Raw genomic sequence first — 21,608 nt, forward strand, 5'->3', positions numbered from 1 at the left:
AGAATACCCTAACAGCTGTGTTGATAGATCGCGTGACAAACCCATAGTCGTTCATAGGACAATGAGAATGGAAAATAATTTTGATGGCTTAAAAGTGATGGTGATTGATGATTCCAAAACCATTCGCCGTACTGCAGAAACTTTGTTACAAAAGGCTGGCTGCGAAGTTGTAACTGCTATTGATGGCTTTGATGCACTTGCAAAGATTGTCGATAACAATCCCGATATTATTTTTGTGGATATTATGATGCCACGTTTAGATGGTTATCAAACCTGTGCTTTGATCAAAAACAACCCTGATTATGCCGACAAGCCTGTAATCATGTTGTCATCTAAAGACGGTTTGTTTGATAAAGCACGCGGCCGTATCGTGGGCTCTGATGAGTATCTGACCAAGCCATTTAGTAAAGACGAGCTGTTTGACGCGATCAAGCAATATCGCTAGACAAAGGGTCAAGATAAACGTGCCAGACGGTCTTTGAGCGTGGCATATTTTGTGCAGACGTTTTTCGCAGACATTTTGTGCAGGTTTTGATATCACATACGGCTGTTGCTAGCCGCTTGACAACGAGTAACCACTGCGGTGAGAGGCGTGTGATCATGAGTATTTGGAGCACAGGCTTTAGCAGTTGGTCTTTATAATATATTTGAATATCCAAATGGATATCTTCGTAAATAAAGGAAAATCCTATGACTACCGTCTTAGTCATTGACGACTCGCCATCTGAAATGGCGAAATTTCGCGACATGCTCTCCAAAAACAACTTTCAAGTGCTGGAGGCGACCAATGGGGAGCAGGGCTGTCAGATGGCAGCAGATCATCTGCCAGATGTGATTTTGATGGATGTGGTGATGCCAGAGATGAATGGTTTTCAGGCGACCCGCAAGATTACTCGCGGCAAAACCACCGCCCATATCCCAGTGATCATGATCAGTACCAAAAACCAAGAAACAGACCGTGTGTGGGGTAAGCGTCAAGGCGCTAAAGAGTATATGACCAAACCGATTGATGAGAGCAGCTTGGTCAATATCATTCGTCGAGTAATGGAGTAGCTTGTGGCTTCCAAAGGGTTTATTGAGCTTCTGCGTCTAGCAGATCTGGCACGCGCGCGCAAAAGTGGTCGCCGTAGTGGGCAAGAATATGACTGGCAAGGTGTGGTATTTGAGATTGGCGGACAGCGTTTGGTGGCGCCAATGGGTCAGGTATCGGAGGTGTTGGCCATGCCAGAATATACCAGCTTACCCTTAGTGAAGCCTTGGATGCTAGGTATTGCCAATATCCGTGGTCGTTTATTACCGCTCACGGATTTGTCACAGTTTTTACAAGTACCTAGCCGTGTGGCACAAATGAGTCAGCGTAAGGTCATTGTCATCGATCACGACAACCTGTTTTCAGGTTTGCTCGTCGATCAGGTGATCGGTATTGAGCAGTTTACCAGTGACCAGTATCGCGCCGAGGCCATCGAGCCAAGCTCGCCATTTGCGCCTTATAATCACGGTAAGTTTTATAAAAATGAGCAAGATTGGTATGTCTTCATGCCAAGCTTACTAGCGCAGGATTTGCAGTATAGCGATGCGGCAATATAACTGTCGATAATACAGAATCTGTCTCATCCATAAAGACAGAGGAATAGCGACTGACATGATGCGGTTGGATGTCAGCATTCATACAGGCTTTGTTGATCATTGTTTTGATAACAATAAGATTGTCAAAGTCAGTCACGATAAGACTTTGACGATTGTTTGAAAGGAATACGTAAGATGAGTGATGTTATAAAAAAACCTGTAGCTGGTACGCCCAAAACCACAGCGGATGGCAAAGATGCCTATAGTGAATGGAACTTATTGCTGGTTCTATTTGTGGCGATAAGCGTGGCTTGTTTGATTTGGCTAGGCAACTCTGTATCGTCAGTGAGTCAGTACTTTTCTGACTTTAATCAATCGGTCATTCTGCCTGTGGTGGTGTTGATCATAGGTATGCTAGGTATTTTCTTTGCCTTATATAAGATCCTAAAACAACGGGGCGGCTCAGAGCGCATCTTGATCGAAAAAGAGACCCTACGTCGCCGTCAAGAAGCCGAAGCGGAGTCTGAGCGCGCTCGTCAAATCCAAGAGGAAAACGAGCGTAACCAGATCGCTATTTTGCGTCTACTCGATGAGCTAGGCGACTTGGCAGAAGGGGACTTGACAGTCAATGCGACTGTATCAGAAGACTTTACGGGGGCGATTGCCGACTCAGTCAACTTTGCCATCGACCAGCTGCGTCAGCTGGTACTGGTCATTAACAGTACCGCTGAGCGCGTCTCGCAATCCTCAGAGCAAACACAGATGAACGCTGTAGAGCTGGCTGAAGCCTCTGAGCACCAAGCACAAGAGATCGCTGGCGTGTCGGCGGCGATTAATGAGATGACAGTATCGATTGACCAAGTTTCCAATAACGCCTCAGAGTCAGCGACCGTTGCCCAGCGCTCAGTTGCTATTGCCTATAACGGAGCCGAGGTAGTACAGCGCTCTATCGAAGGTATGAACGTGATTCGTGATCAGATTCAAGAAACCTCAAAGCGTATCAAGCGCTTGGGTGAGTCGTCACAAGAGATTGGCGATATCGTCAGCTTGATTAATGATATTGCCGATCAGACCAACGTTTTGGCCTTGAACGCGGCCATTCAGGCGTCGATGGCAGGTGAGGCAGGCCGAGGCTTTGCGGTCGTTGCTGACGAGGTTCAGCGTCTCGCTGAGCGTTCAGCCAATGCGACCAAGCAGATCGAAACACTGGTAAAAACCATTCAGGCAGATACAAATGAGGCGGTCGTTTCGATGGAATCAACGACCTCTGAAGTCGTACGCGGTGCACGTCTGGCAAAAGACGCCGGTGAGGCACTAGAAGAAGTACAAAGCGTTTCAAATACGCTCGCTGATTTGATCCAAAACATCTCAAACGCTGCCTTGCAGCAAGCTGAATCTGCAGGCCATATTTCACACACCATGAACGTCATTCAAGACATCACGTCACAGACCTCATCAGGTACCATGGCGACCGCGCGTTCTATCGGCGAGTTGAGTGAGATGGCAGCCGCACTACAAGAGTCCGTCACTGGGTTTAAAATCTCAAATGACGATGAGTTGTTGGACGCTGATACGCTAGAGTCTGAAGAGGCTTTATCAGAGAGCGCCTGATAGATATTTGGTGCCCGAGCCAGAGTTGGCAAACAGATGCAGTAACGATGCGTAACATTAATGGCAGGTCATGTGGACGATCTTAATCAACCAACCCGCAGCTTTGTTAAAGCAAGTAGCGCTGCGCTGGGTAAGACGGTAATGCAAAATGAGCATTTTGATGCGCAGCAATGGCAGCGGTATATAGAGCACGAAACGGGCTTTGTACTACCAGCAGCCCAGCTAAAGTGGTTAAAAAATGCGATTGACCATACCGCCCAGTCGCAGGGCTTAAGCGCCAAGCAGCTATGGTATCAACTACCCAAAAACAACGCGCTGCGTCAACAGCTGCTGGACAAAGTGCTTATCCACGAAAGCCGTTTTTTTCGACATCAGCCTTCGATAGATTTTGTTACCCAATGCGCCGCCGAGCATCAGTGCCTAGCCCTAAGCGCTGATAGGGTAAGCGCTGATGGGATAAGCGGCGCGGACAAGTTGTTTCGTATTTGGAGTGTGGGCTGTGCCGGTGGGCAAGAAGCGTGGTCGCTGGCCATGAGTCTGGCGGCGCAGCAGCTGACGAGGTTTGCGATATTAGGCACTGACGTGAGTGAAAAAGCACTGGCAAAAGCACGGTTGGCGCAATATGACAAACGTCAGCAGGCATTGATTCCGCAGCACTGTCAGCCGTATGTGTATCCGTTGTCAGCAAACCGCCTAATGCCTACATCGAGCTTGGCAGATACCGCGATGCCTGCTACAGCGCTACAGGCATCGTGGCAAGTTGCCCCAACGCTGCAATCACACGTAAGCTTTGCTTTACATAATATTATCGAGCAGCAACCACCCACGCCACATCTGCAGCAGGTGATTATTTGCCAAAATATGCTGCTGTATTTTCGAAAATTTGATCAGCGTGATATTTTGGCGCGGCTGTCAGCGCAGTGTGCTCCCGGTGGATACATTGTATTGGCTCCGGGTGAGGCGCTATTTTGGCGTCCTGCAAATATGCGCCGTATTGCGCACCCACAGGTTAATGTGTGGCAAAAGACCAACACTTAAACCCCATGCCTTCATGAGTGGCAAAATTAGTGCCTAGACGAGTTAGGATGACCCTATGAAAAACCAGCCCAATGACATAGTGACGCTTGAGTGGTTGCTCCCTCTATTTAATCAGCAATTATCACAGGTATCGGATGGCTGGCAATTAGACGCTGATCCCATCAATTATGAGCACATGGTCGCGTCCTATCATCAGCTCGGTGGCGCGCTCATCATGAGCAATCTGCCGGCATTGGCAGATCTGGCATACAAGCTCAGCGCATTAGCAGAAGTTGGTGGTCGCGATGGCCTAGCTAGTGAGGCGCGCCGCGTGGGTCAGCTTGTGCACCGATTGTTGCAGCGAGCGCTAAATCAGTATGCTCGCATTGGCAGTTACCATGTCGCCCCAATCACGGCCGCCGCGGAGCAGCTGCGTGAGGTGCTAACGCAATTGGGAGCGGCTAGTGGGTCATCATTGGCATCCAGCGCTATTCAGCAAGGCGCATTGCATCAAAAAACTGACACAGATGCGGCTGTGGATGGGTTTGAGCTGGCCGTACCTGTGCGAACAGATGACGTCACCGAGCATCTAGACGAGCAGCAATACCAGCAATTATTGCTCGTCTGGCGACAACAAGTACAAATGCTGTTAAGTGCTAATAGTAATCAGCCGCCGTTATTAACCCCGCTAGAAAAAGTCAGCCAATACTTGCAGCAGACGAGCCAAGATGAAGATTTGCAGCGGCTTTGGTACTTGACTGAGCTGTGGTTTAGTGAGCTTGCGCAAAATACCGCTCCGCTGCCTCAGCAGTATGCGCCTCTGTTAAGCGAGCTTGAGCAGATTATTGCCGCTTTTGTGCAGCAAACACCGCCTGTACCAAGTGTCATCAGAAGCCTTATCACCAATATTTATATCGAGCTAAGCGGTCTCGACCAAAGCAGTGACAATACGCAGTCGATACTAAGTAACTTGCCCCAAAGCTCGGCGGTAGAGTCGCGTTTTTTACCGCGTATATTGAGTGAACTTGAGACTTTGGTTTTTCATTTAGACAAGCCAACCACACTGTTATATCCGCTGCAAAAGATACAAGCCCAGCTGGAGGGGCGTGGTTGGACATATTATGCCGCACAAGTGGCAGAAATACTGACCGAGATAGAGCAAGTGCTGGCGTCTGAGGCGGCGCTGACGCAAATACAATGGCAAATTGAACAAAAGCTGCAAGAGCTATACAGCGCCATTTACAATACGGAGCAAGTGATCTCGCAAAAGATTGGTGAGGCCGCTGCATTTGTTCCTTTTTCTGATGTACTTGCCAGTGCCAACGAGCAACCCGTCACAAGTGCTGATGCTGTGTCGGCGGGCGAAGAGCTGCGTGAGCTGCGCATCGCTGTTGAAGACGTCAAACAAAGCTTTAATGAGTATATACAGCGTCAAGAAGTGCAGCTGCTACCGGCGACTGCTGACTTTGCAAAAATCGGTCAAGCCTTTGATGATATGGGGCTGCCAACGATCTGCCAAACCACCGATCAGATCGCGCATATCTTTAGCCAGCTAAAAACGCATGAGATTGATGCGCTGAGTTGGGATGTGACGCAAGCCTTGGCCGAAGCACTGACGTCAGTTGAGCTGTTGTTAGATTATCTGGCTCAGCAGGTTTTTGATCAGCAACTATTAACGCTCGCAAGTGAGCATACGGCCAGAGCAGAAGCATTGCTTGATGCTTATATTGAGGCACCAGAGATGGTTAGTGATACTTTTCATACCCAGACACCTGCTGCAACTGATGTGCTGCGCTATGATGACAGCGGTGAGATTGCTCCTGCCAGTCAGGATCTATCTGCTCAGCCATCCGGTGATGCGCCAGAGGATGACAACGTGCGTGATGACAACGTGCACGATGGCAGTGCTGCGCATAAAGATAGTGAGGCATTGGCCGAGGCTCGCGCGCAGCTGCAGCCTGATAGTTTTGAGGCAGACGCCGATATCCTTGAGATATTTATCGAAGAAGTCACAGAAGTGATCGCTGATTTAGAAGACTTTTTGCCTATTTGGCAGCAAGACTCACAGGATTTGACACCCTTGACAGAAGTGCGCAGAGGTTTTCATACCCTAAAAGGCTCAGGGCGCATGGTGGGGGCTTTTAGTATCAGTGAGATGGCCTGGTCTATCGAAAACTTGCTGAATCGATTATTGGACAAAACCTTGCCCGTCACCGAAGACGTGGTAACTCTGGTCACGCAAACCACAACGCATCTGCCCACTCTGGTCGCTGATTTTCAAGCCAAACGGCCGCCAAGTGTGGATCCTGCTATCACAATACTGCAAAGCCGTAATCTATTGAGCGGACAACCTGTCAACGCTGGATTGGCCGAGAGCGAGTCTGCATTGGCCATCTCTGACACCGAGTCAGTGACTGAGACGGAAATGCTGGCTGATGAAGCGCGCGCGGCAGCTGACGTCGCTGCATCACAGAGCAATGATGCCGCTGCGTCTGATGAGATCGGTATGGATATGGCCGATACCGAAGCGCGCGGCGAAACGGTATCTTTGTTTGATCTTGAGGTTCCAGCAGTGCTTGCGCCCTTTATGCCAGATACTGAGCAGCTACCAGTCGATGCCAGTGACGCAGATCCTGATATTAAAGAGATATTTATCGAAGAGGCCGATGAGGTATTGAGCGAAATCGTGCCTTTGTACGAAAACTGGCGCATGTCTCCTACTGACCTAGATGTCTTGACAGATATTCGCCGCGGCTTCCATACCCTAAAAGGTTCAGGCCGTATGGTCGGGGCCAACTATAGCGCTGAGCTGGCTTGGGCTATTGAAAATATGCTCAATCGTGTGCTAGATCGTAGTATTGAGGTGACAGCAGATATCACTCAGCTAATGGCGGATGTATTAGCCGCTTACCCAGCGATGCTCGCTACCTTTGAGCGAGGTGCTCAAGAGTATCCAGCATTGGTACCGTTATGGATTGCCTGTGCCAACGCCTATAGTAAACAAAAGTCTCAGGAATTTAGTTACCCAGCCTTACTGGCGCAAACGGGTAGTACGCCTGCGTCTGATATTCACAAAGACGACTTGGCTTTAGCTTCAGAGCAGTGGGATGAGACTGATGCCGATGAGATTGAGGCTGCGAGCGACTATGAAAATGGTGATGAAAGCGATGACAGCGAGGTAAGGGACGCTGTAGTGGCCATAGAGATAGATAGCACCTTGCAATCGCTTACCTCTGTCAATGAGATGATGGCAGAAGCACCGGTGATTTTGACGCCGCAAAGTGAAGAAGAGCAAGCCTTCTGTGAGATTTTCATCGATGAAGCCGAAGCGTTATTACAAGACATTGAGCAGTTTGTTGCCACGCATCGAGATCAGCCTCAGATTGAGGTGACCGATGAGATTGTACGAGCCTTTCATACGCTGCGCGGCGCATCAGGCTCTAGTGCGTTAGCGGCGATCAGTGACGTGAGTGCGACGATAGAGCATAGTTTAGAGCTGCTACAACAGCAAGACACCGCGATGACGCCGCTGCATTTAGAAGCATTGGCACGGTCAGCTATGCTGATCAATGGCTATCTAACGAATTATAAGCAAAACGCTCAACAATCTGATGTTTCGGTGGAAGATACCCAAAGCCAGCAAGATATTGCGTCATTGCAGGCCATGCTTGGTGAGCAGTATCTCATCCATGACGAGCAGACGGCCTCCGACAATAAGCCCACGATTGAGCAGCTGTTGGATGACAATATTGATGAGTTGTTAGACGCTGAGTGGGAGCTAGAGGAGGCGCTAAGTCAGGGGGATATCTCGCAGGCTCAGCACTATATAGAGCAGCAACTTAGCCAAATCAAACACCTCACCAATAAAGCCCAAGAATTTCCAAAATTCACTGCTATCCTTGGCGGTTTGGCGCAAGCTTATGCTTATCTACAGCGGCATCCAGAATTGGCAAAACAAGCAGAGGTGCAGGCGGTGTTACTCGCTGGCCACGCGCAATTGGTCGGCTTGTTTGATGCACTCGCTGGCAGCACTTCATTAAAAGTCGACCCGCAAGTGTTACATGAGTTGCAGGCGCTTGCTGGCTTCGATGATGGCGATGATGCCGAGTCGATGGTTCGCACGGTTGCTGCACCCGAGCTGCAGCTTGAACCGATCGATACCGATGTAGAGCTGCTTGAGATCTTCTTAGAAGAAGCGCAAGAGCTAGACGACGCGCTGGATGAAAGCTTTAATAAGTGGCGTGCCGATATCACCAATATCAATGCGCTTAAAGTATTGCAGCGTCACCTACACACCATCAAAGGTGGCGCAAGAATGGCGGGCATTAGCAGTATTGGCGACCTGACCCACGAGGCAGAGAGCATTTATGAGGCCTTTGTAGAAAACAGGAAAACGCCAACCGCACAGTGGCTAAAGATTATGCAAATGGTGCAGGACACCATGTCATTGCAAGTCATGCATATCGTTCGTCATCAGCAGTCGTTTTTTGCTACAGAATTGATTGAGCAGTTACAACAGTTTGAAAAAGCAGACACATTGCCAGCGGTAGTTGAGCTGATCATACCAGTACCGACCAATCACTTCGACGCCGACTCCCAAGCACAGGCTGATAATACCCAGCAGAACCATGAAGTAGCAGACACGGTCAGCTTAGATACCATGGTCAAGCAATCATGGGCCAATGGCTTGCCTGATCCTGATCTTTTGGCAGTGTTTTTAGAAGAAGCAGAAGAGCTGACCAACCAAAACCAACACCTGCAAGTGTTTTTACAAGATGCCAAAGATACCGTGGCGTTACAGTCGCTACAGCGTGACCTGCATACCATCAAAGGTGGCGCCAAAATGGTCGGCGCCAGCGGCATCGCTGACTTGGCTGATGAGCTAGAAGCGACGTATAAAAACTTTGCCAGCCGTCGCCGTCCTGCAACCGAAAAAGCTCAAGCATTGATCGTTGCGTGTCACGATTGGCTGGCAGATGCGGTATTTATGCTAAGTCTACAGGTTAACCCGCCAACGCCGACGCTACTGATTGAAGCGCTACAGCAGTTTGATAAAAACCCTAATAGCCTAAAACAAGTACCAAAAGAGTCGCTGCAAGCACAGCGTACAGCGATCTTGCTGGCAAAAGAAGCACAAGATTCGCAATATCTAGAAAAAGACATCAGTCAGATGCCATCGATGTTTGCAGAGACCGATGAAGAAGAGCAGAGCGCCAGCAGCAATGAGATGATTCGTATCTCAGGTGGCTTGATTGAGCATATGATCAACCTATCGGGTGAGTCTGCGATCAACCGTGCTCGTATCGATATGGGCATGAGCAGCTTGACCAACAGTATCGAAGAGATGGGCATTACCGTACAGCGCTTAGCCGATCAGCTGCGCCGTATGGAGACGGAGCTTGAAGCACAGATCTTGTCGCAAATTGATGACGAGCTGATTAATGATGAAGGCTTTGACCCGTTGGAGATGGATCAGTACTCATCACTCAATCAGCTGTCCAAATCATTGTCAGAGTCGGCCTCGGATTTGGTCGATATTAACCACACTTTATTAGAAAAAACCCGTGATAGCGAAAGCTTGCTGCTGCAGCTGGCACGTACACAAACCGAGCTACAGGACGGTTTGATGAACTCGCGTATGGTGCCGTTTACGCGCTTGACCCCGCGTCTGGAGCGTGTCGTCCGTCAGACTGCAAACGAGCTTAACAAATCTGTAGAATTGACCATTATCAATGCTGATGATGAGATGGATAGAACCATTTTGGAGCGGATTACCTCACCGCTTGAGCATATGCTGCGTAACGCTGTCGACCACGGTATCGAAAACACCTCGGCTCGACTCAAAGCAGGCAAAGAGCGTAGCGGTCATATCACCTTAGAGGTGCACCGTGAAGGGAGTGAAGTCGTCATCCAATTATCGGATGATGGCCGCGGTATCGATGTAGAAGCCGTACGCAATAAAGCCATCGCTCAAGGCCTTATCGATGCCAATGACGATAGCCTGACTGATGTCGATATCATGCAATATATCTTTAATGCCGGTTTGAGTACCAGTAAGCAGGTGACACAAATCTCAGGCCGCGGCGTTGGTATGGATGTGGTGATCAGTGAGATTCGCCAGTTGGGCGGGGCGGTCACCGTGGTGTCAGAGCTGGGCAAAGGGTCACGCTTTACCATGCGCTTACCACTGACAGTTGCAGTGTCTGATGCGCTGGTCGTACGTGCAGCCGATCGTTACTACGCCATTCCACTGGTGCAGATCGAGCGTGTGGTGCGCATCAACCCAGAAAAACTTTATGAGTATTATCAGTCCAACGACGCCACGTTAGCGTTTGAAGGGAATGATTACCGCGTGCGTTATCTCAACGAGATTCTTTCGGGTAATAAGCTCAACGAGCTGATGGTAAATACTAACACTAGCCTGCCACTGATTATCATCAAAAACCGCACGGGACAAAACATCGCCTTGCAGGTCGATCAGATTGCAGGCTCGCGTATTGAAGTGGTTGTCAAACCACTAGGACAGCAGCTATCCAACCTCTCAGGGATTTCGGCGGCGACCATCATGGGTGATGGCTCGGTCATGCCGATTTTGGACTTGATTGCCCTAATGCGAAATGCCCCAAGGGTCAAAAACGTGACCAAGCCTAGCGGCACTCAGTCAAAACCGACGGTACTGGTGGTGGATGACTCAGTCACGGTACGTAAAGTGACCTCTCGCTTCTTAGAGCGTCAAGGTTTCAATGTGGCGCTGGCCAAAGATGGTATCGATGCTATCGAAATACTACAAGAAACCACGCCAGATATGATATTGCTCGATATTGAGATGCCGCGGATGGATGGCTTTGAGGTGGCAACGCAAGTCAGAAACAACCAGCGCTTACAGCATATTCCAATCATTATGATCACCTCGCGTACTGGTGAAAAGCATCGTCAGCGCGCCTTAGAGATTGGGGTAAATGACTATATGGGCAAACCGTTCCAAGAAAAACAGTTGCTTGATAAAATCCAGAGACTGCTGGGCGATGAGGTCAGCTTAACTTATGAAGGATAATGCAGGTGTTTTGGCACTAACAGGGAAGGCAAAAGCAAATATAAAGGTGCTGGTGGTGGCCGAAGACCATCATCAGCGCATGGCGTTTTCAGACACAGTTCGTAGCTGCGGTTTTGCGCTGATAGACTGTGTATCGCGCGCGCAATTGCAAAAAAAAACCGCACTTTTTGAGGCCGAAATAGACATTTGGCTGATTGATAGCGACTATGACGATGATATGGCGACGGTGACGGCCGCGTCCAAACCTGACGCCGTGCTGGTGGGATTTAGTCAAGCCCCTTATCTCAATGAAGCGCAGCTGTATGCTAAATGGCAGCGTAAACTAAAGCGTAAGCTGGCGCAGATGCTGGCATTGCCCGTATTGGTGCACACGCCTGTCTATAAAAGCGATGATACTGATAACGACTGGCATTATGTGGTGTTTTTGGGTGCCTCTATGGGCGGGCCGAGCGCGGTAAAAGAGTTTTTGGATAACTTATCGCCCACGCTACCGATTTGTATTTTACTCGCGCATCATTTTAACCAAACCATGATCGGTACGCTGCCACGTATTTTAAATCGCCACAACGAGTGGCGCTGTCAGGTCATCACCTCATCGCAGCGTCTGCGAGCTGGCCAATGTCTGATAGCCCCTATAGACAAGCAGATAGTTTGTGACTCTACCGGGCGGGTGATACTGTTAGAGCAGCCTTGGGCTGGTGAATACAGGCCCGCTATCGGCCAGATTTTAAAAAATACCAGCGATGTGTACGGCAGTGAGCTTATCAATATCATATTTTCAGGTATGGGGGATGATGGCTCGCAATACTTGGATCTTATTCAAGATAATGGCAGCCAATTATGGGCACAAGAGCCAAGCTTGAGTGCTTGTCCGAGCCAACCGCAGGCCATTATTGATTCAGGTTATTGCGGCTTTATTGGCAGCCCTGTCCAATTGGCACAAAAACTTACCGACTATATTGGTGAAAAGGCGACGGCCTCTTTGCGTTAACTTACTGTGAGCGATGTATGAAACAAATTTTACGACACTCGTTTGAAGCAGTCAGCTTGCTGACCACAAACCACGGTATGCTGGATATCACTTTTGTTCCCGCTTGTAATCAGCCTGATTGGATTATTCCAAGCGGTCTGATTTTGAGCATTGAGGACACTCATGAACGCGCCTCCAGCTATCATTGGCAGCAGCAGGTATTGCCTGTGTTTGATCTGCTTACGCAAGAACAAACGCCTGATAAGATGATTATATTAGAAGGTAACACCATAGAGCACCGCATGGCGCTCCAAACGTCAGGTCAGTTGTATCAGCGCCAAGTGGGTATCTCTGATGTGAAAGATACAGATATGCAGGCGTATTTTGCCGACTCTGACAGCGCGGATAAAATTAGCGCTGAGGGACGCTTTACGGCAGAGGGTATGCTATCCTACCTTTTTCAAACGGTGATGATTGAGGATACCGTGTATGTGGTGCCTGATTTAGAAAAAATCGCGCATCAGTTGGTTGAAATGGACAGCTAGCGTTCGGTTGATATAGTCAATCTGTTTTAAAATAGGTACAATCCTACGGCTATTCATTTTCCTTGTGTGCATTGCCAACCAATCACTGTCATAAATAGCGATAAAGGTAATAGAGCAGCTCATGAATAACACACAGTCAAATATGTCCAAGTGGTCAGTCACTAGTCGCGTGTTTCATTGGATTAGTGCGGTTTTGTTGCTAGTCACTTGGCTTCTGATATTGTTATACGAAAACCTCGATAGCAATCTTTATATCGACTTGCATAAGGCGTTTGGGGTCAGTTTATTGTTTTGGATGATCGCGCGGGTGATTAATCGTGTCTTTACCAAAGCGCCGCCCGCACTGCCTATGCCAACTTGGCAGTCTTGGGTCTCTAAACTGTCGCACCTTGCCTTGTATGCCACCTTAATCGCGATGCCGTTGGCGGGTTTGTTGATGTCTGTATATGGCGGCAGACCGGTGGATATTTTTGGCTTGTTTCAGGTTCCGGTGTTTGTCACACCAGATAGGAGCTTGGCGCGTTTTTATAACGACATGCATACCGATATCATCTGGCCGATGATTATCGCCTTTACATTGCTACATATCGCTGCAGCGTTGTATCATCAGTTTGTCAAAAAAGACAACCTGCTCACTCGTATGAAATAAGCGCACTGAGCATCAATGCTAAGTGCATGCGGTGTGGATGGCTTAGGCGATGGACTGACGCATGAATGATGTATAACAGAAGCTCATCTCATACGAGTAATATTATATCACTTGCTAAAGGTGACCCGTCAGATCGCCACGTAGAAAAGCCCTAAGTAAGATGCTTAGGGTTTTTTCGTATGCGTCACGAAATGGCTGAAAAGAGGCGCTGTACTGCCAGACTTATCTTTTGTGCTCAGGCAAATTGATGTTCATTTCTAAGACGTCTAAGCTGTCTTCAGAGCGATGATTGATATTGACATCATCAATCTGTACACCATTGACGTATTTATTGACCACCTCTAATATTTCACGCTTCATTTTTTCGATGCGATCGGCGGTGAGGCGACTGTTTAAGCGGTTTTCGCTTGCAACGATGACCTTGAGGCGCTCAGTGGCTAAGTTGGCGCTACCAGCCTTACTGCTATCGTCAGTGCCAAATAGGCTACTCCAAAATCCTTTTTTCTTACTCATTATTAACTCCCAAACCAGCGCTGTAGTAGGCTCTTTTTCTTCACATCGATATGACGCAGCGGACGCTCTTCACCCAAAAAGCGGGCAACGATGTCATCATAGCATTGACCAGCAACCGAATCGCCATAATGAATCACAGGCTCACCATGGTTAGAGGCTTCTAGGACGGAGTGGCTTTCGGGCACCACACCAAGCAATGGTACTTTTAAAATATCGTTAGAGATGGTGTCAATGTCCATCATCTCATTTGCTGCTGCGCGTTCAGGATTGTAGCGAGTGATGACCAAATGCTCACGGACAGAGCCTTGGTTTTCTGCAACTTTTTTTGTTTGGCTTTGTAAAATACCAATAATGCGATCTGAGTCACGAACTGAGGAAATCTCAGGGTTGGTGACGATGATGGCTTCATCAGCATGATACATGGCCAGCTGCGCGCCGCGCTCGATACCAGCAGGCGAGTCGCAGATGATATAGTCGAACTGCTTAGACAGCTCAGACATGACCTCGCTCACGCCCTCATCTGTCAAAGCGTCTTTATCACGTGTTTGACTGGCAGGGAGGATATACAAGTTTTCAAGCTGTTTGTCTTTGACAAGCGCTTGCGACAAACGAGCATTGCCGTTGATCACATCGACAAAGTCGTACACGATTCGATTTTCGCAACCCATGATTAAGTCTAGATTACGTAGACCCACATCAAAATCGATAACGACCGTCTTATAACCACGCAATGCTAAACCGGCGGCAAAAGAGGCACTTGTCGTGGTTTTGCCCACGCCGCCCTTACCTGAAGTGATGACAACTATCTTCGCCACAATGGCACACTCCTATGAATCAATGGGATATCTATTATAAAAAATAGCGCAAGCTTATATCGTTCACTGTAAATATAAGCACTACCTGCGAAAGTAGCCTAGCATAAATGAACAAGAATTTATAGCAAGTCTATACGGCAGTAAACAATCTGTATCAGTCGCCCTGCACACCATCTGATGCCAGTGCGTTTATATATAAATGACGATACCTAGTTCAATACCAGTATGACTCGTACTATGGTACCTCTCTACCACCTATAGACCTGAGTAACATAAACGCCTTAATAGATGATATAACGAGCGCTGATGAATAGGGTAAATAGTGGCAGAGCCAGCAATTCATCATAGAGCAGTTTTGTTAAATAAACTTACAGTATTATTAAAGCGGTCATTATCTATAGCGAGACTGCCAATATCGTAGCATTATTTGTCGCCAGCCATGTTTTTATTTGCGCAGACGTTTACAAGCTAGAGCTGCTGGTATTGCGGCTGGCATTTTTGTCTATGAGCGCTATACATCATCCATGACTGTAAATACTAAACCTTCTCCTTCGACAAACCGCACTTGTACTGGCTTATCGATCACGTGCTCAGGTAGGTTGTCGCGCAGGCAGTAAGTGCCAGCGACCGATACCAATGAGGGGTTAAAAGCTTGACAGAAGATGCGTGCGTCTTTGTCACCAGTGGCACCTGCCACCAGACGGCCTTGCGCACGCCCATATACGTGTAGGCTGTTATCGGTGATGGCTTCAGCGCCGCTATTGACGCTATTGGTCAAAATCAAATCGCCGCCCACATGATTGAGGCTTTGGCCTGAGCGCAGCATTTGGTCATAGATAAGGCTGGTGATTTGCTCAGCGCTGACCAATGTCTCAGCGGCAACGTCAGCGAGCGTTGTCTCGGTAGTAGCGGTGCTATCTGTCGCGGCGTTGCCCTCTGGACTGCTGGCTGTACTTGCTGTACTTGATTCGGCAGGTTGGTCTGCGGTGACTTGCTGACGCTGGGTCGCTGGTTTTTTGCTCGGTAAGATGCGCTCAATACGCTTGCCATCAGCAGGAAAAATGGCCAAACGCAGCTCACGCGCCTGTGCATCTAGCAAACCTGTGACGACACCGATGGGCTGTAGTCCCCACGACCATAGTAGCTCTACCAAAGCAGAGAGATCCTGCTCGACCTCGCTATCGATAAGGACTGGGATATTGCTCGATTTACCGCTGAGCGTGGCTGCAAGCTGAGCTTCGATAACACTGAGATCATCTGTGCCAAACTGCAAACGCGAAAAGGTCAGCATCTTGCCATAAAACGCCAGCGCTGGTGCAGCGCTTGGGCCTTGGGTGCCATTATCTAAAACTGTCATATATCAATCCTCAAGAGATAATCTTGTCGCTGTCTTTACCGTACTATGTATTGTCGTGTCATACGCTGTATGACTCAGTGATGATGTGTGATACCAGTCGTTGTCTGGCATTGGGTTTATGGTCAAATGTATCGCTTAAAGGTTGAGCATGTCTTGATGTTTCCACTGCTGTACTTTTACCTGTGCTTCAAACTCCGTCAAACTGTCGTCAATGATACTAGAGACTAAAGTGTCCAGTGCGCTGTTGTCGGTGTCTATTTGCGCAATACCACTGGCAATGGCCACCATCAACTCATCTAAGCGTTCAGGGTCTAGCAGACGTTTATTTAGGGCGTACACGACGTTTTCCCCAATATTGTGCCCGACATGCTGTAGCTGCGACTCAATCAGGCTGCCAGCGATGGGTATCATGCGCAGATAACGACGCAGCTCAGGCGTATTGGCCAAACCTTCTTCGATAGCGCCGCCCATCTCACGGGCGAGTATGCTGCCGCCGCCTGAGGCTGCAGTCAGCGCCTGTAGTTTGGGCACCAGCTCTGTGCGCAGGATGGAGAGCACCGCAGCTTCTATCTCACGACGATTGCGCGCTATCGTGGACTCGATAAAGGATTTGTGTGTTTCAGGATTGGTCAGCTGCTGCCGAAAGTTTTGGATGGTGGTTAGTATCACGCGATCAGACAGCTCTTCTAATAAGAGGTCGATATAAAACTTGATGCGATTGATCCAAGGCTGCGGCAGTACTTGATAGCCAAGCTGATACAGACGGCGGCCAATGATGACAGCACGAAATAAGCGCAGCGCGCGCAGCTGTGGAAAACAGCCAAGCACTTCATACCAATGCACAAAAGGAAAAAAGAACCAGCGATAATATACGTTGTCTTTGATAGCAATCGCCCAGCGTAGCAGCAGCTCTGCGATCAAAAATATGGTAAAAAAGCCACCAGCGGTACGCAAGGGGTCATGCAAGGTATTTTGATACCAAAGCAGCGCCTCACTGATGCGCAGCCACTCTGCGACATGGCTGCTAAAATTGCTCATCAAAATCGCATCGATACTGATCAGAAGCAGGTCAATACTGATGGCCACGATCATCACAATATCATAAGCCAGCTTTGCGCGGTTTGGCTTCGGCCGATTGGGGCGACTGGGCGGCGGATGATCAGGTAGCCGAGTCGACTGATTGGGCACAGGGGCTGCGTTCAGCTGCGAGCTAGGAGTAGATGAGGCGGGCACAGTCAGACCTTATTAATGATAAAATGATAAATGGTACAAAGCATAAGTGAGATAGACGGCGTACGATAAATACATCCTCACCATCATCACACCATAAGCGGATCATGACTCACATTATCAATGAATAGGACCAAAAAACAACCCATCTTTTATGATATCGGTCGCTTGCAATAAAAACGATACGTGAATGCCGATAGCGTGGCTCGCCGCGCAAGACCAGCCGTCAATGATTTGACTGCTATTTAGCCATCATGCAGCATTCAAGTATTATGAAGTACTCAAGTATTATGAAGTATGGTCAGCGGCAGGGTTGTGCTCAAAATCTGCTAACATGTCGCTGATGCGCTGATCTTTGTCGCGCCAGACTTGCTCAATCCACGCAAACATTTGTGCTTTTACTTGCTCATCGTTTTCGTAGCCGCCGCGTTTAATCCCAGCAAACAGCTCAGCCGGTATGTCTAGGTATCTAACGTCAACGCCTAAGCGTTTGATATTGCCTTTCCACAGATCGCTGTAGGTAGGAACGCCATCAGGATACACGATGGTCATATCCAGCAGGCCATCCATCTCACTGCCTAGTGCATTGATGGCTAAAGAGAGTCCGCCTGCACGTGGTTTGAGCAAATGTGTATAAGGAGATTTTTGCTGTTCGTGTTTGGCTTGGGTAAAGCGCGTGCCCTCTAGGTAATTTAACAACGTGAAGGGCTTGTCTTTTAACAACTCACAGGCGCGCTTGGCTTCCTCGATGTCTTGGCCTTTTAGGGCGGGGTTTTTTGCCACCGCTTCTTTTGAATGTCGGCGCATCATTGGGAAATCCAAAAAGTAAAATGCCTGACCCACGATTGGGATATAAATCAGCTCAAACTTGGTAAAAAACCGTGTGAGCGGCAAGCGCTTTTCGCTGATGTATTGGACAATGCTGGTATCAACCCAAGACTGGTGATTGCTAATGAGCAGATATTTGCCTTCAGTATTGACGTCGTCGGGCATGCTGATCCGCCAGTCCTTACGCGGCAACATGTTATCAATCAAGGCATTATTGCTACTGATCCAGTGGTTGGCGATTTTGATGACAGTTTTATCGGCGATCGGCGCGCCGGTGATGATTTTGCCCACGCCCATTAACCACAAAGGAATACTACCACCAAAGCTGTTGGCTGCAATGACGCCCGTCGCCGTCGCAAGTGAGACCGCTTTTCCGAGCTTTGGGCTACGCTTATGTATTTTTTTGATAGTAGATGTCAGTCGCATGTTAAATCCTTTTCAATCGGTATTGTTGGGATATTTATGGTCCACCGCTTAAGACAAAAGGTGTGGTGAAGTAAGTTCATATACGAAGTGATTTTAGCAGAAAGCACTCATAGTGTACGAGTGTAAACGTGACTTGCGATAACAAGTTTTGAGATGAGGCTGATAGCAGGTGTGAGAGCGAATGATTTTGTGGGTAAAGAATCTTTTTTATGATTATCAATGCTCATGAGTAAAAAATATCGCAGCGGAAGAAAACCGCGCAAAACCCTGTCTTTTTAATAGTATATTCTGCATTTCTCATACATAGGTGTGACAAAATATTACACATAATGAGATTGTAATTGCCATAATAATGACGAGTGTATACAAGCACCTAAATGAGATTAATGGAAAAATCTTTATAAAAAGCACAATTTATTTGTCATTTTAATGGTTTAAACTTAAGAGGAAATATTATGCGTAACAAATTAATTATTGCGGCAGTGGCTTCAGGCTTGGCATTAAGCGGTTGTACCACTGATCCTAACACTGGACAACAGCGTCTAAACAAAACTGCTCTAGGTACGCTAGCGGGTGCAGCGGGCGGCGCGGTAGTATCGAAAGCGACTGGCGGCGATAAGACTGGCCGTGATGCGGCTATCGGTGCTGCACTGGGTGCCGGCGTCGGTTACTACATGGAGCGTCAAGCCAAGCAGCTTGAGCAGCAAATGGCAGGTACAGGCGTAACGGTTGAGCAAAACCCAAATACAGGTAATATCGATCTCGTTATGCCAGGCAACATCACCTTTGCTTTTGATGATGCGACCCTAAGCTCATCTTTCAAGCCAACACTTGATAAGCTGGCCTCTACCATGAACCAGTACAACAAGACCACGGTAAATATCGCAGGTCATACAGACAGCCGCGGTTCAGCCTCTTATAACATGGGTCTATCACGTGACCGCGCTTATTCAGTAGCTAACTACCTAACAGCACGCGGTGTGGCTTCTAACCGTATCAATGTAGTGGCTTACGGCGAGTCTCGCCCCGTTGCGGACAACAGCACCGACTATGGTCGCCAGCAAAACCGCCGCGTTGAGTTGACCATCAACTCGCCACAGAGCGTTAACTAATTTATCGTTCTATCGATAGGTAAAATAGTTATAATAAGTAGATCGATTATAAAAGAGTCAGCGAATTGCTGGCTTTTTTTGTTTTTATTACATAGCTATCGTCATCGCCGTGAATGCTGATATAAAATTAAATATTGATAATGATTATCAATAACCCTATAATTCATAGAGGTTGTAGATAAGTGCCGTAACATAAGCGCAATAACTGATACTGACTTTATCTACATTATGATATATAGATAAATTCAGCACGCGCTGTGACACTGACGACGATTTTTTATTTTGTAATATCTTTGAGGATGTGTATGACGATTACCACAGGAACGAGCCGTAAGATTTTCCCCACCGCTTTGGCTGCTGCGCTGGCAGGGTTATTAATGGTGTCGGGTTGTACCAAACAAACCGACGAAAATGCTGAGACAAGTGCAGAGAATCAAGCAGAAGTGCAAAGCGCAGAGTCAGCGGACAGCGGCGAGCTATCGGCGACCGATCAGGCACATACTGACAGACTGGTAATCAGCTATGCCAATATGGCTCATGCCGCCTACAAAGACTCACTTGAAACAGCTAAAGCGCTGCAAAAGGCGGTAGAAACCTATGTAGACACGCCCACTGAGGCCAATCTAGAGGCGGCAAAAGCAGCTTACAAAACGGCGCGTCAGCCATACTCTCAGACAGAGGTTTTCCGTTTTGATGAAGGGTTTGTGACGGCCAATGATAAGCGCGCCATCGGTAGTGTCGATGGCTGGGAAGGTCAGGTCAATGCGTGGCCACTCGATGAAGCTTTGATCGACTATGTCAGCGATAGCTACGAAGGCGAGTACAACAGCCAAGACAATATCATCAATAGCGACAGTATCACGGTCGGTAGTATCAAACAAGACACCAGCAAAATCACACCTGAACTACTGGCAGATATGAATGAGATTGGCGGTAGTGAAGCCAATGTCACCACAGGCTATCATGCGATTGAGTTTATGTTATGGGGCCAAGACACCAATGGTGTCAGCGCAGGGGCAGGCGAACGCCCTGTGACTGACTATGTCACCGAAGCTGGACAATGTACCAGTGGCGATACGGTCAATGAAGACGCTAGTATCTGTGAGCGTCGCGGCGAGTTTTTAAAAGCGGCAGCGCAGTTGCTGGTAGATGACCTCACAGCGATGGAAGCTGAGTGGCAGCCTGAGAGTGAAAATACCCTACGTAGCGATCTGATGGCGCGTAAATACGACAATGGCCTACGTCAAATCATGTATCAAATGGGCAGCTTGGCCTTAGGTGAGCTGGCCTCTGAGCGCATGCAGGTCGCGTTTGTGACGGGCTCTACTGAAGATGAGCACGAGTGCTTTAGTGACTTAACTCACCTAAGCTATGCCAACAACGCACGCGGCATCCAAAACGTCTTTGATGGCAGCTATAAGACTGTCGCTGGCAAAACCATCGGTGGCTACGGTGTCAAAAACTATCTGATCGATAGTGGTCATCAAGAAGCAGCTGATAAGCTGACTGCTGACTTTAAAAAGGTCGAAGACGCTTTTAATGTCATCGTAGAAAAAGGCGAAAAAGAAGGCATCAAGGTCGATCAAATGATTGCAACAGTCGGCCAAGCGAGCAAGCATGACATTTCAGCAGAAGAGCAAAACAAACGCCGCGGCTGGATCGAGGCGGGTATCACAAGTCTGCAAGCGCTAACAGATGGTATCGAAAATGCGGCAAAAGCCGTCGGTATCGATAACTTAGATGCGGACGCTGGCTCACAGTTTTAAGCGATTGACTTCTCTTGCTTAGAATAATTTCATGATGTCAGCAATGTCTTACAAGTCATGAAAAGCTGATGGAAGATATGTTTGTAAAAGGACAAGTTATATATAATACATGCGTTGTTAACGACCGTTAGCAACGTATTTTTACGTGC

15 protein-coding genes and 1 pseudogene are annotated in these 21,608 nt (G+C 48.1%); 11 read left to right on the forward strand and 5 right to left on the reverse strand.

Annotated elements, in window-relative coordinates:
- Nucleotides 1–67 precede the first annotated feature (67 nt).
- The 9 genes and pseudogenes from pilG to R0I52_RS04150 all read left to right on the forward strand — a co-directional run bounded on the left by pilG (nt 68) and on the right by R0I52_RS04150 (nt 13,412).
- Nucleotides 68–445, forward strand: a complete 378-nt coding sequence (gene pilG, locus R0I52_RS04110; protein ID WP_317053280.1) for a twitching motility response regulator PilG — start codon at nt 68–70, stop codon at nt 443–445.
- Between the two features lie 245 nt (nt 446–690).
- On the forward strand, nt 691–1,053 hold the full coding sequence (locus tag R0I52_RS04115) for a PleD family two-component system response regulator (protein ID WP_207970054.1): 363 nt from the start codon (nt 691–693) through the stop codon (nt 1,051–1,053).
- Nucleotides 1,054–1,056: 3 nt separating this feature from the next.
- Nucleotides 1,057–1,587 (forward strand): chemotaxis protein CheW, encoded by a 531-nt coding sequence (locus tag R0I52_RS04120; protein WP_100750037.1) that lies wholly within the window; start codon nt 1,057–1,059, stop codon nt 1,585–1,587.
- A 516-nt stretch (nt 1,588–2,103) separates the two neighbouring features.
- A pseudogene (locus R0I52_RS04125) lies at nt 2,104–3,177 on the forward strand (methyl-accepting chemotaxis protein); the annotation flags it as partial.
- A gap of 72 nt (nt 3,178–3,249) precedes the next feature.
- Nucleotides 3,250–4,215, forward strand: a complete 966-nt coding sequence (locus R0I52_RS04130; RefSeq protein WP_317053281.1) for a CheR family methyltransferase — start codon at nt 3,250–3,252, stop codon at nt 4,213–4,215.
- A gap of 55 nt (nt 4,216–4,270) precedes the next feature.
- A complete protein-coding gene (locus R0I52_RS04135) occupies nt 4,271–11,248 on the forward strand; it encodes an Hpt domain-containing protein (protein ID WP_317053282.1) in 6,978 nt (2,325 codons plus the stop codon).
- Nucleotides 11,238–12,239, forward strand: a complete 1,002-nt coding sequence (locus R0I52_RS04140; RefSeq protein WP_317053283.1) for a chemotaxis protein CheB — start codon at nt 11,238–11,240, stop codon at nt 12,237–12,239. Before R0I52_RS04135 ends, R0I52_RS04140 begins: the two co-directional genes overlap by 11 nt.
- A gap of 17 nt (nt 12,240–12,256) precedes the next feature.
- Nucleotides 12,257–12,763, forward strand: a complete 507-nt coding sequence (locus R0I52_RS04145; RefSeq protein ID WP_317053284.1) for a hypothetical protein — start codon at nt 12,257–12,259, stop codon at nt 12,761–12,763.
- Between the two features lie 121 nt (nt 12,764–12,884).
- Nucleotides 12,885–13,412 (forward strand): cytochrome b, encoded by a 528-nt coding sequence (locus R0I52_RS04150; RefSeq protein WP_317053285.1) that lies wholly within the window; start codon nt 12,885–12,887, stop codon nt 13,410–13,412.
- A 222-nt stretch (nt 13,413–13,634) separates the two neighbouring features.
- On the opposite strand, the gene minE is transcribed toward R0I52_RS04150, so the two are convergent.
- From minE to R0I52_RS04175, 5 genes are all read right to left on the reverse strand, one after another.
- Complete coding sequence (gene minE, locus R0I52_RS04155) at nt 13,635–13,925, reverse strand: cell division topological specificity factor MinE (RefSeq protein WP_317053286.1); 291 nt, start codon at nt 13,923–13,925, stop codon at nt 13,635–13,637.
- Between the two features lie 2 nt (nt 13,926–13,927).
- Nucleotides 13,928–14,740 (reverse strand): septum site-determining protein MinD, encoded by an 813-nt coding sequence (minD, locus tag R0I52_RS04160; RefSeq protein WP_075100396.1) that lies wholly within the window; start codon nt 14,738–14,740, stop codon nt 13,928–13,930.
- A gap of 511 nt (nt 14,741–15,251) precedes the next feature.
- Entirely contained in the window at nt 15,252–16,097 is an 846-nt protein-coding gene (minC, locus tag R0I52_RS04165) for a septum site-determining protein MinC (protein ID WP_317053287.1), read from the reverse strand.
- A gap of 135 nt (nt 16,098–16,232) precedes the next feature.
- A complete protein-coding gene (locus R0I52_RS04170; protein ID WP_317053288.1) occupies nt 16,233–17,330 on the reverse strand; it encodes a hypothetical protein in 1,098 nt (365 codons plus the stop codon).
- Between the two features lie 285 nt (nt 17,331–17,615).
- Nucleotides 17,616–18,581 (reverse strand): acyltransferase, encoded by a 966-nt coding sequence (locus R0I52_RS04175; protein ID WP_317053289.1) that lies wholly within the window; start codon nt 18,579–18,581, stop codon nt 17,616–17,618.
- A gap of 455 nt (nt 18,582–19,036) precedes the next feature.
- On the opposite strand from R0I52_RS04175, the gene R0I52_RS04180 reads away from it, so the two are divergent.
- Both R0I52_RS04180 and R0I52_RS04185 read left to right on the forward strand, forming a co-directional pair.
- On the forward strand, nt 19,037–19,693 hold the full coding sequence (locus R0I52_RS04180; protein ID WP_317053290.1) for an OmpA family protein: 657 nt from the start codon (nt 19,037–19,039) through the stop codon (nt 19,691–19,693).
- 305 nt (nt 19,694–19,998) lie between these two features.
- Nucleotides 19,999–21,459: an imelysin family protein gene (locus tag R0I52_RS04185; protein ID WP_317053291.1), complete on the forward strand. Its 1,461-nt coding sequence runs from the start codon at nt 19,999–20,001 to the stop codon at nt 21,457–21,459.
- Nucleotides 21,460–21,608 lie beyond the last annotated feature (149 nt).

The organism is Psychrobacter sp. CAM01, assembly GCF_032842965.1.
Lineage (GTDB): Bacteria > Pseudomonadota > Gammaproteobacteria > Pseudomonadales > Moraxellaceae > Psychrobacter > Psychrobacter celer.

What these genes read in the sequence shown, in the direction of transcription:
- pilG (WP_317053280.1), top strand. Translation starts at nt 68, where the DNA reads ATGGAAAATAATTTTGATGGCTTAAAAGTGATGGTGATTGATGATTCC.
- R0I52_RS04115 (WP_207970054.1), top strand. Translation starts at nt 691, where the DNA reads ATGACTACCGTCTTAGTCATTGACGACTCGCCATCTGAAATGGCGAAA.
- R0I52_RS04135 (WP_317053282.1), top strand. Translation starts at nt 4,271, where the DNA reads ATGAAAAACCAGCCCAATGACATAGTGACGCTTGAGTGGTTGCTCCCT.
- R0I52_RS04140 (WP_317053283.1), top strand. Translation starts at nt 11,238, where the DNA reads ATGAAGGATAATGCAGGTGTTTTGGCACTAACAGGGAAGGCAAAAGCA.
- R0I52_RS04145 (WP_317053284.1), top strand. Translation starts at nt 12,257, where the DNA reads ATGAAACAAATTTTACGACACTCGTTTGAAGCAGTCAGCTTGCTGACC.
- R0I52_RS04150 (WP_317053285.1), top strand. Translation starts at nt 12,885, where the DNA reads ATGAATAACACACAGTCAAATATGTCCAAGTGGTCAGTCACTAGTCGC.
- minE (WP_317053286.1), bottom strand. Translation starts at nt 13,925, where the DNA reads ATGAGTAAGAAAAAAGGATTTTGGAGTAGCCTATTTGGCACTGACGAT.
- minC (WP_317053287.1), bottom strand. Translation starts at nt 16,097, where the DNA reads ATGACAGTTTTAGATAATGGCACCCAAGGCCCAAGCGCTGCACCAGCG.
- R0I52_RS04175 (WP_317053289.1), bottom strand. Translation starts at nt 18,581, where the DNA reads ATGCGACTGACATCTACTATCAAAAAAATACATAAGCGTAGCCCAAAG.
- R0I52_RS04180 (WP_317053290.1), top strand. Translation starts at nt 19,037, where the DNA reads ATGCGTAACAAATTAATTATTGCGGCAGTGGCTTCAGGCTTGGCATTA.
- R0I52_RS04185 (WP_317053291.1), top strand. Translation starts at nt 19,999, where the DNA reads ATGACGATTACCACAGGAACGAGCCGTAAGATTTTCCCCACCGCTTTG.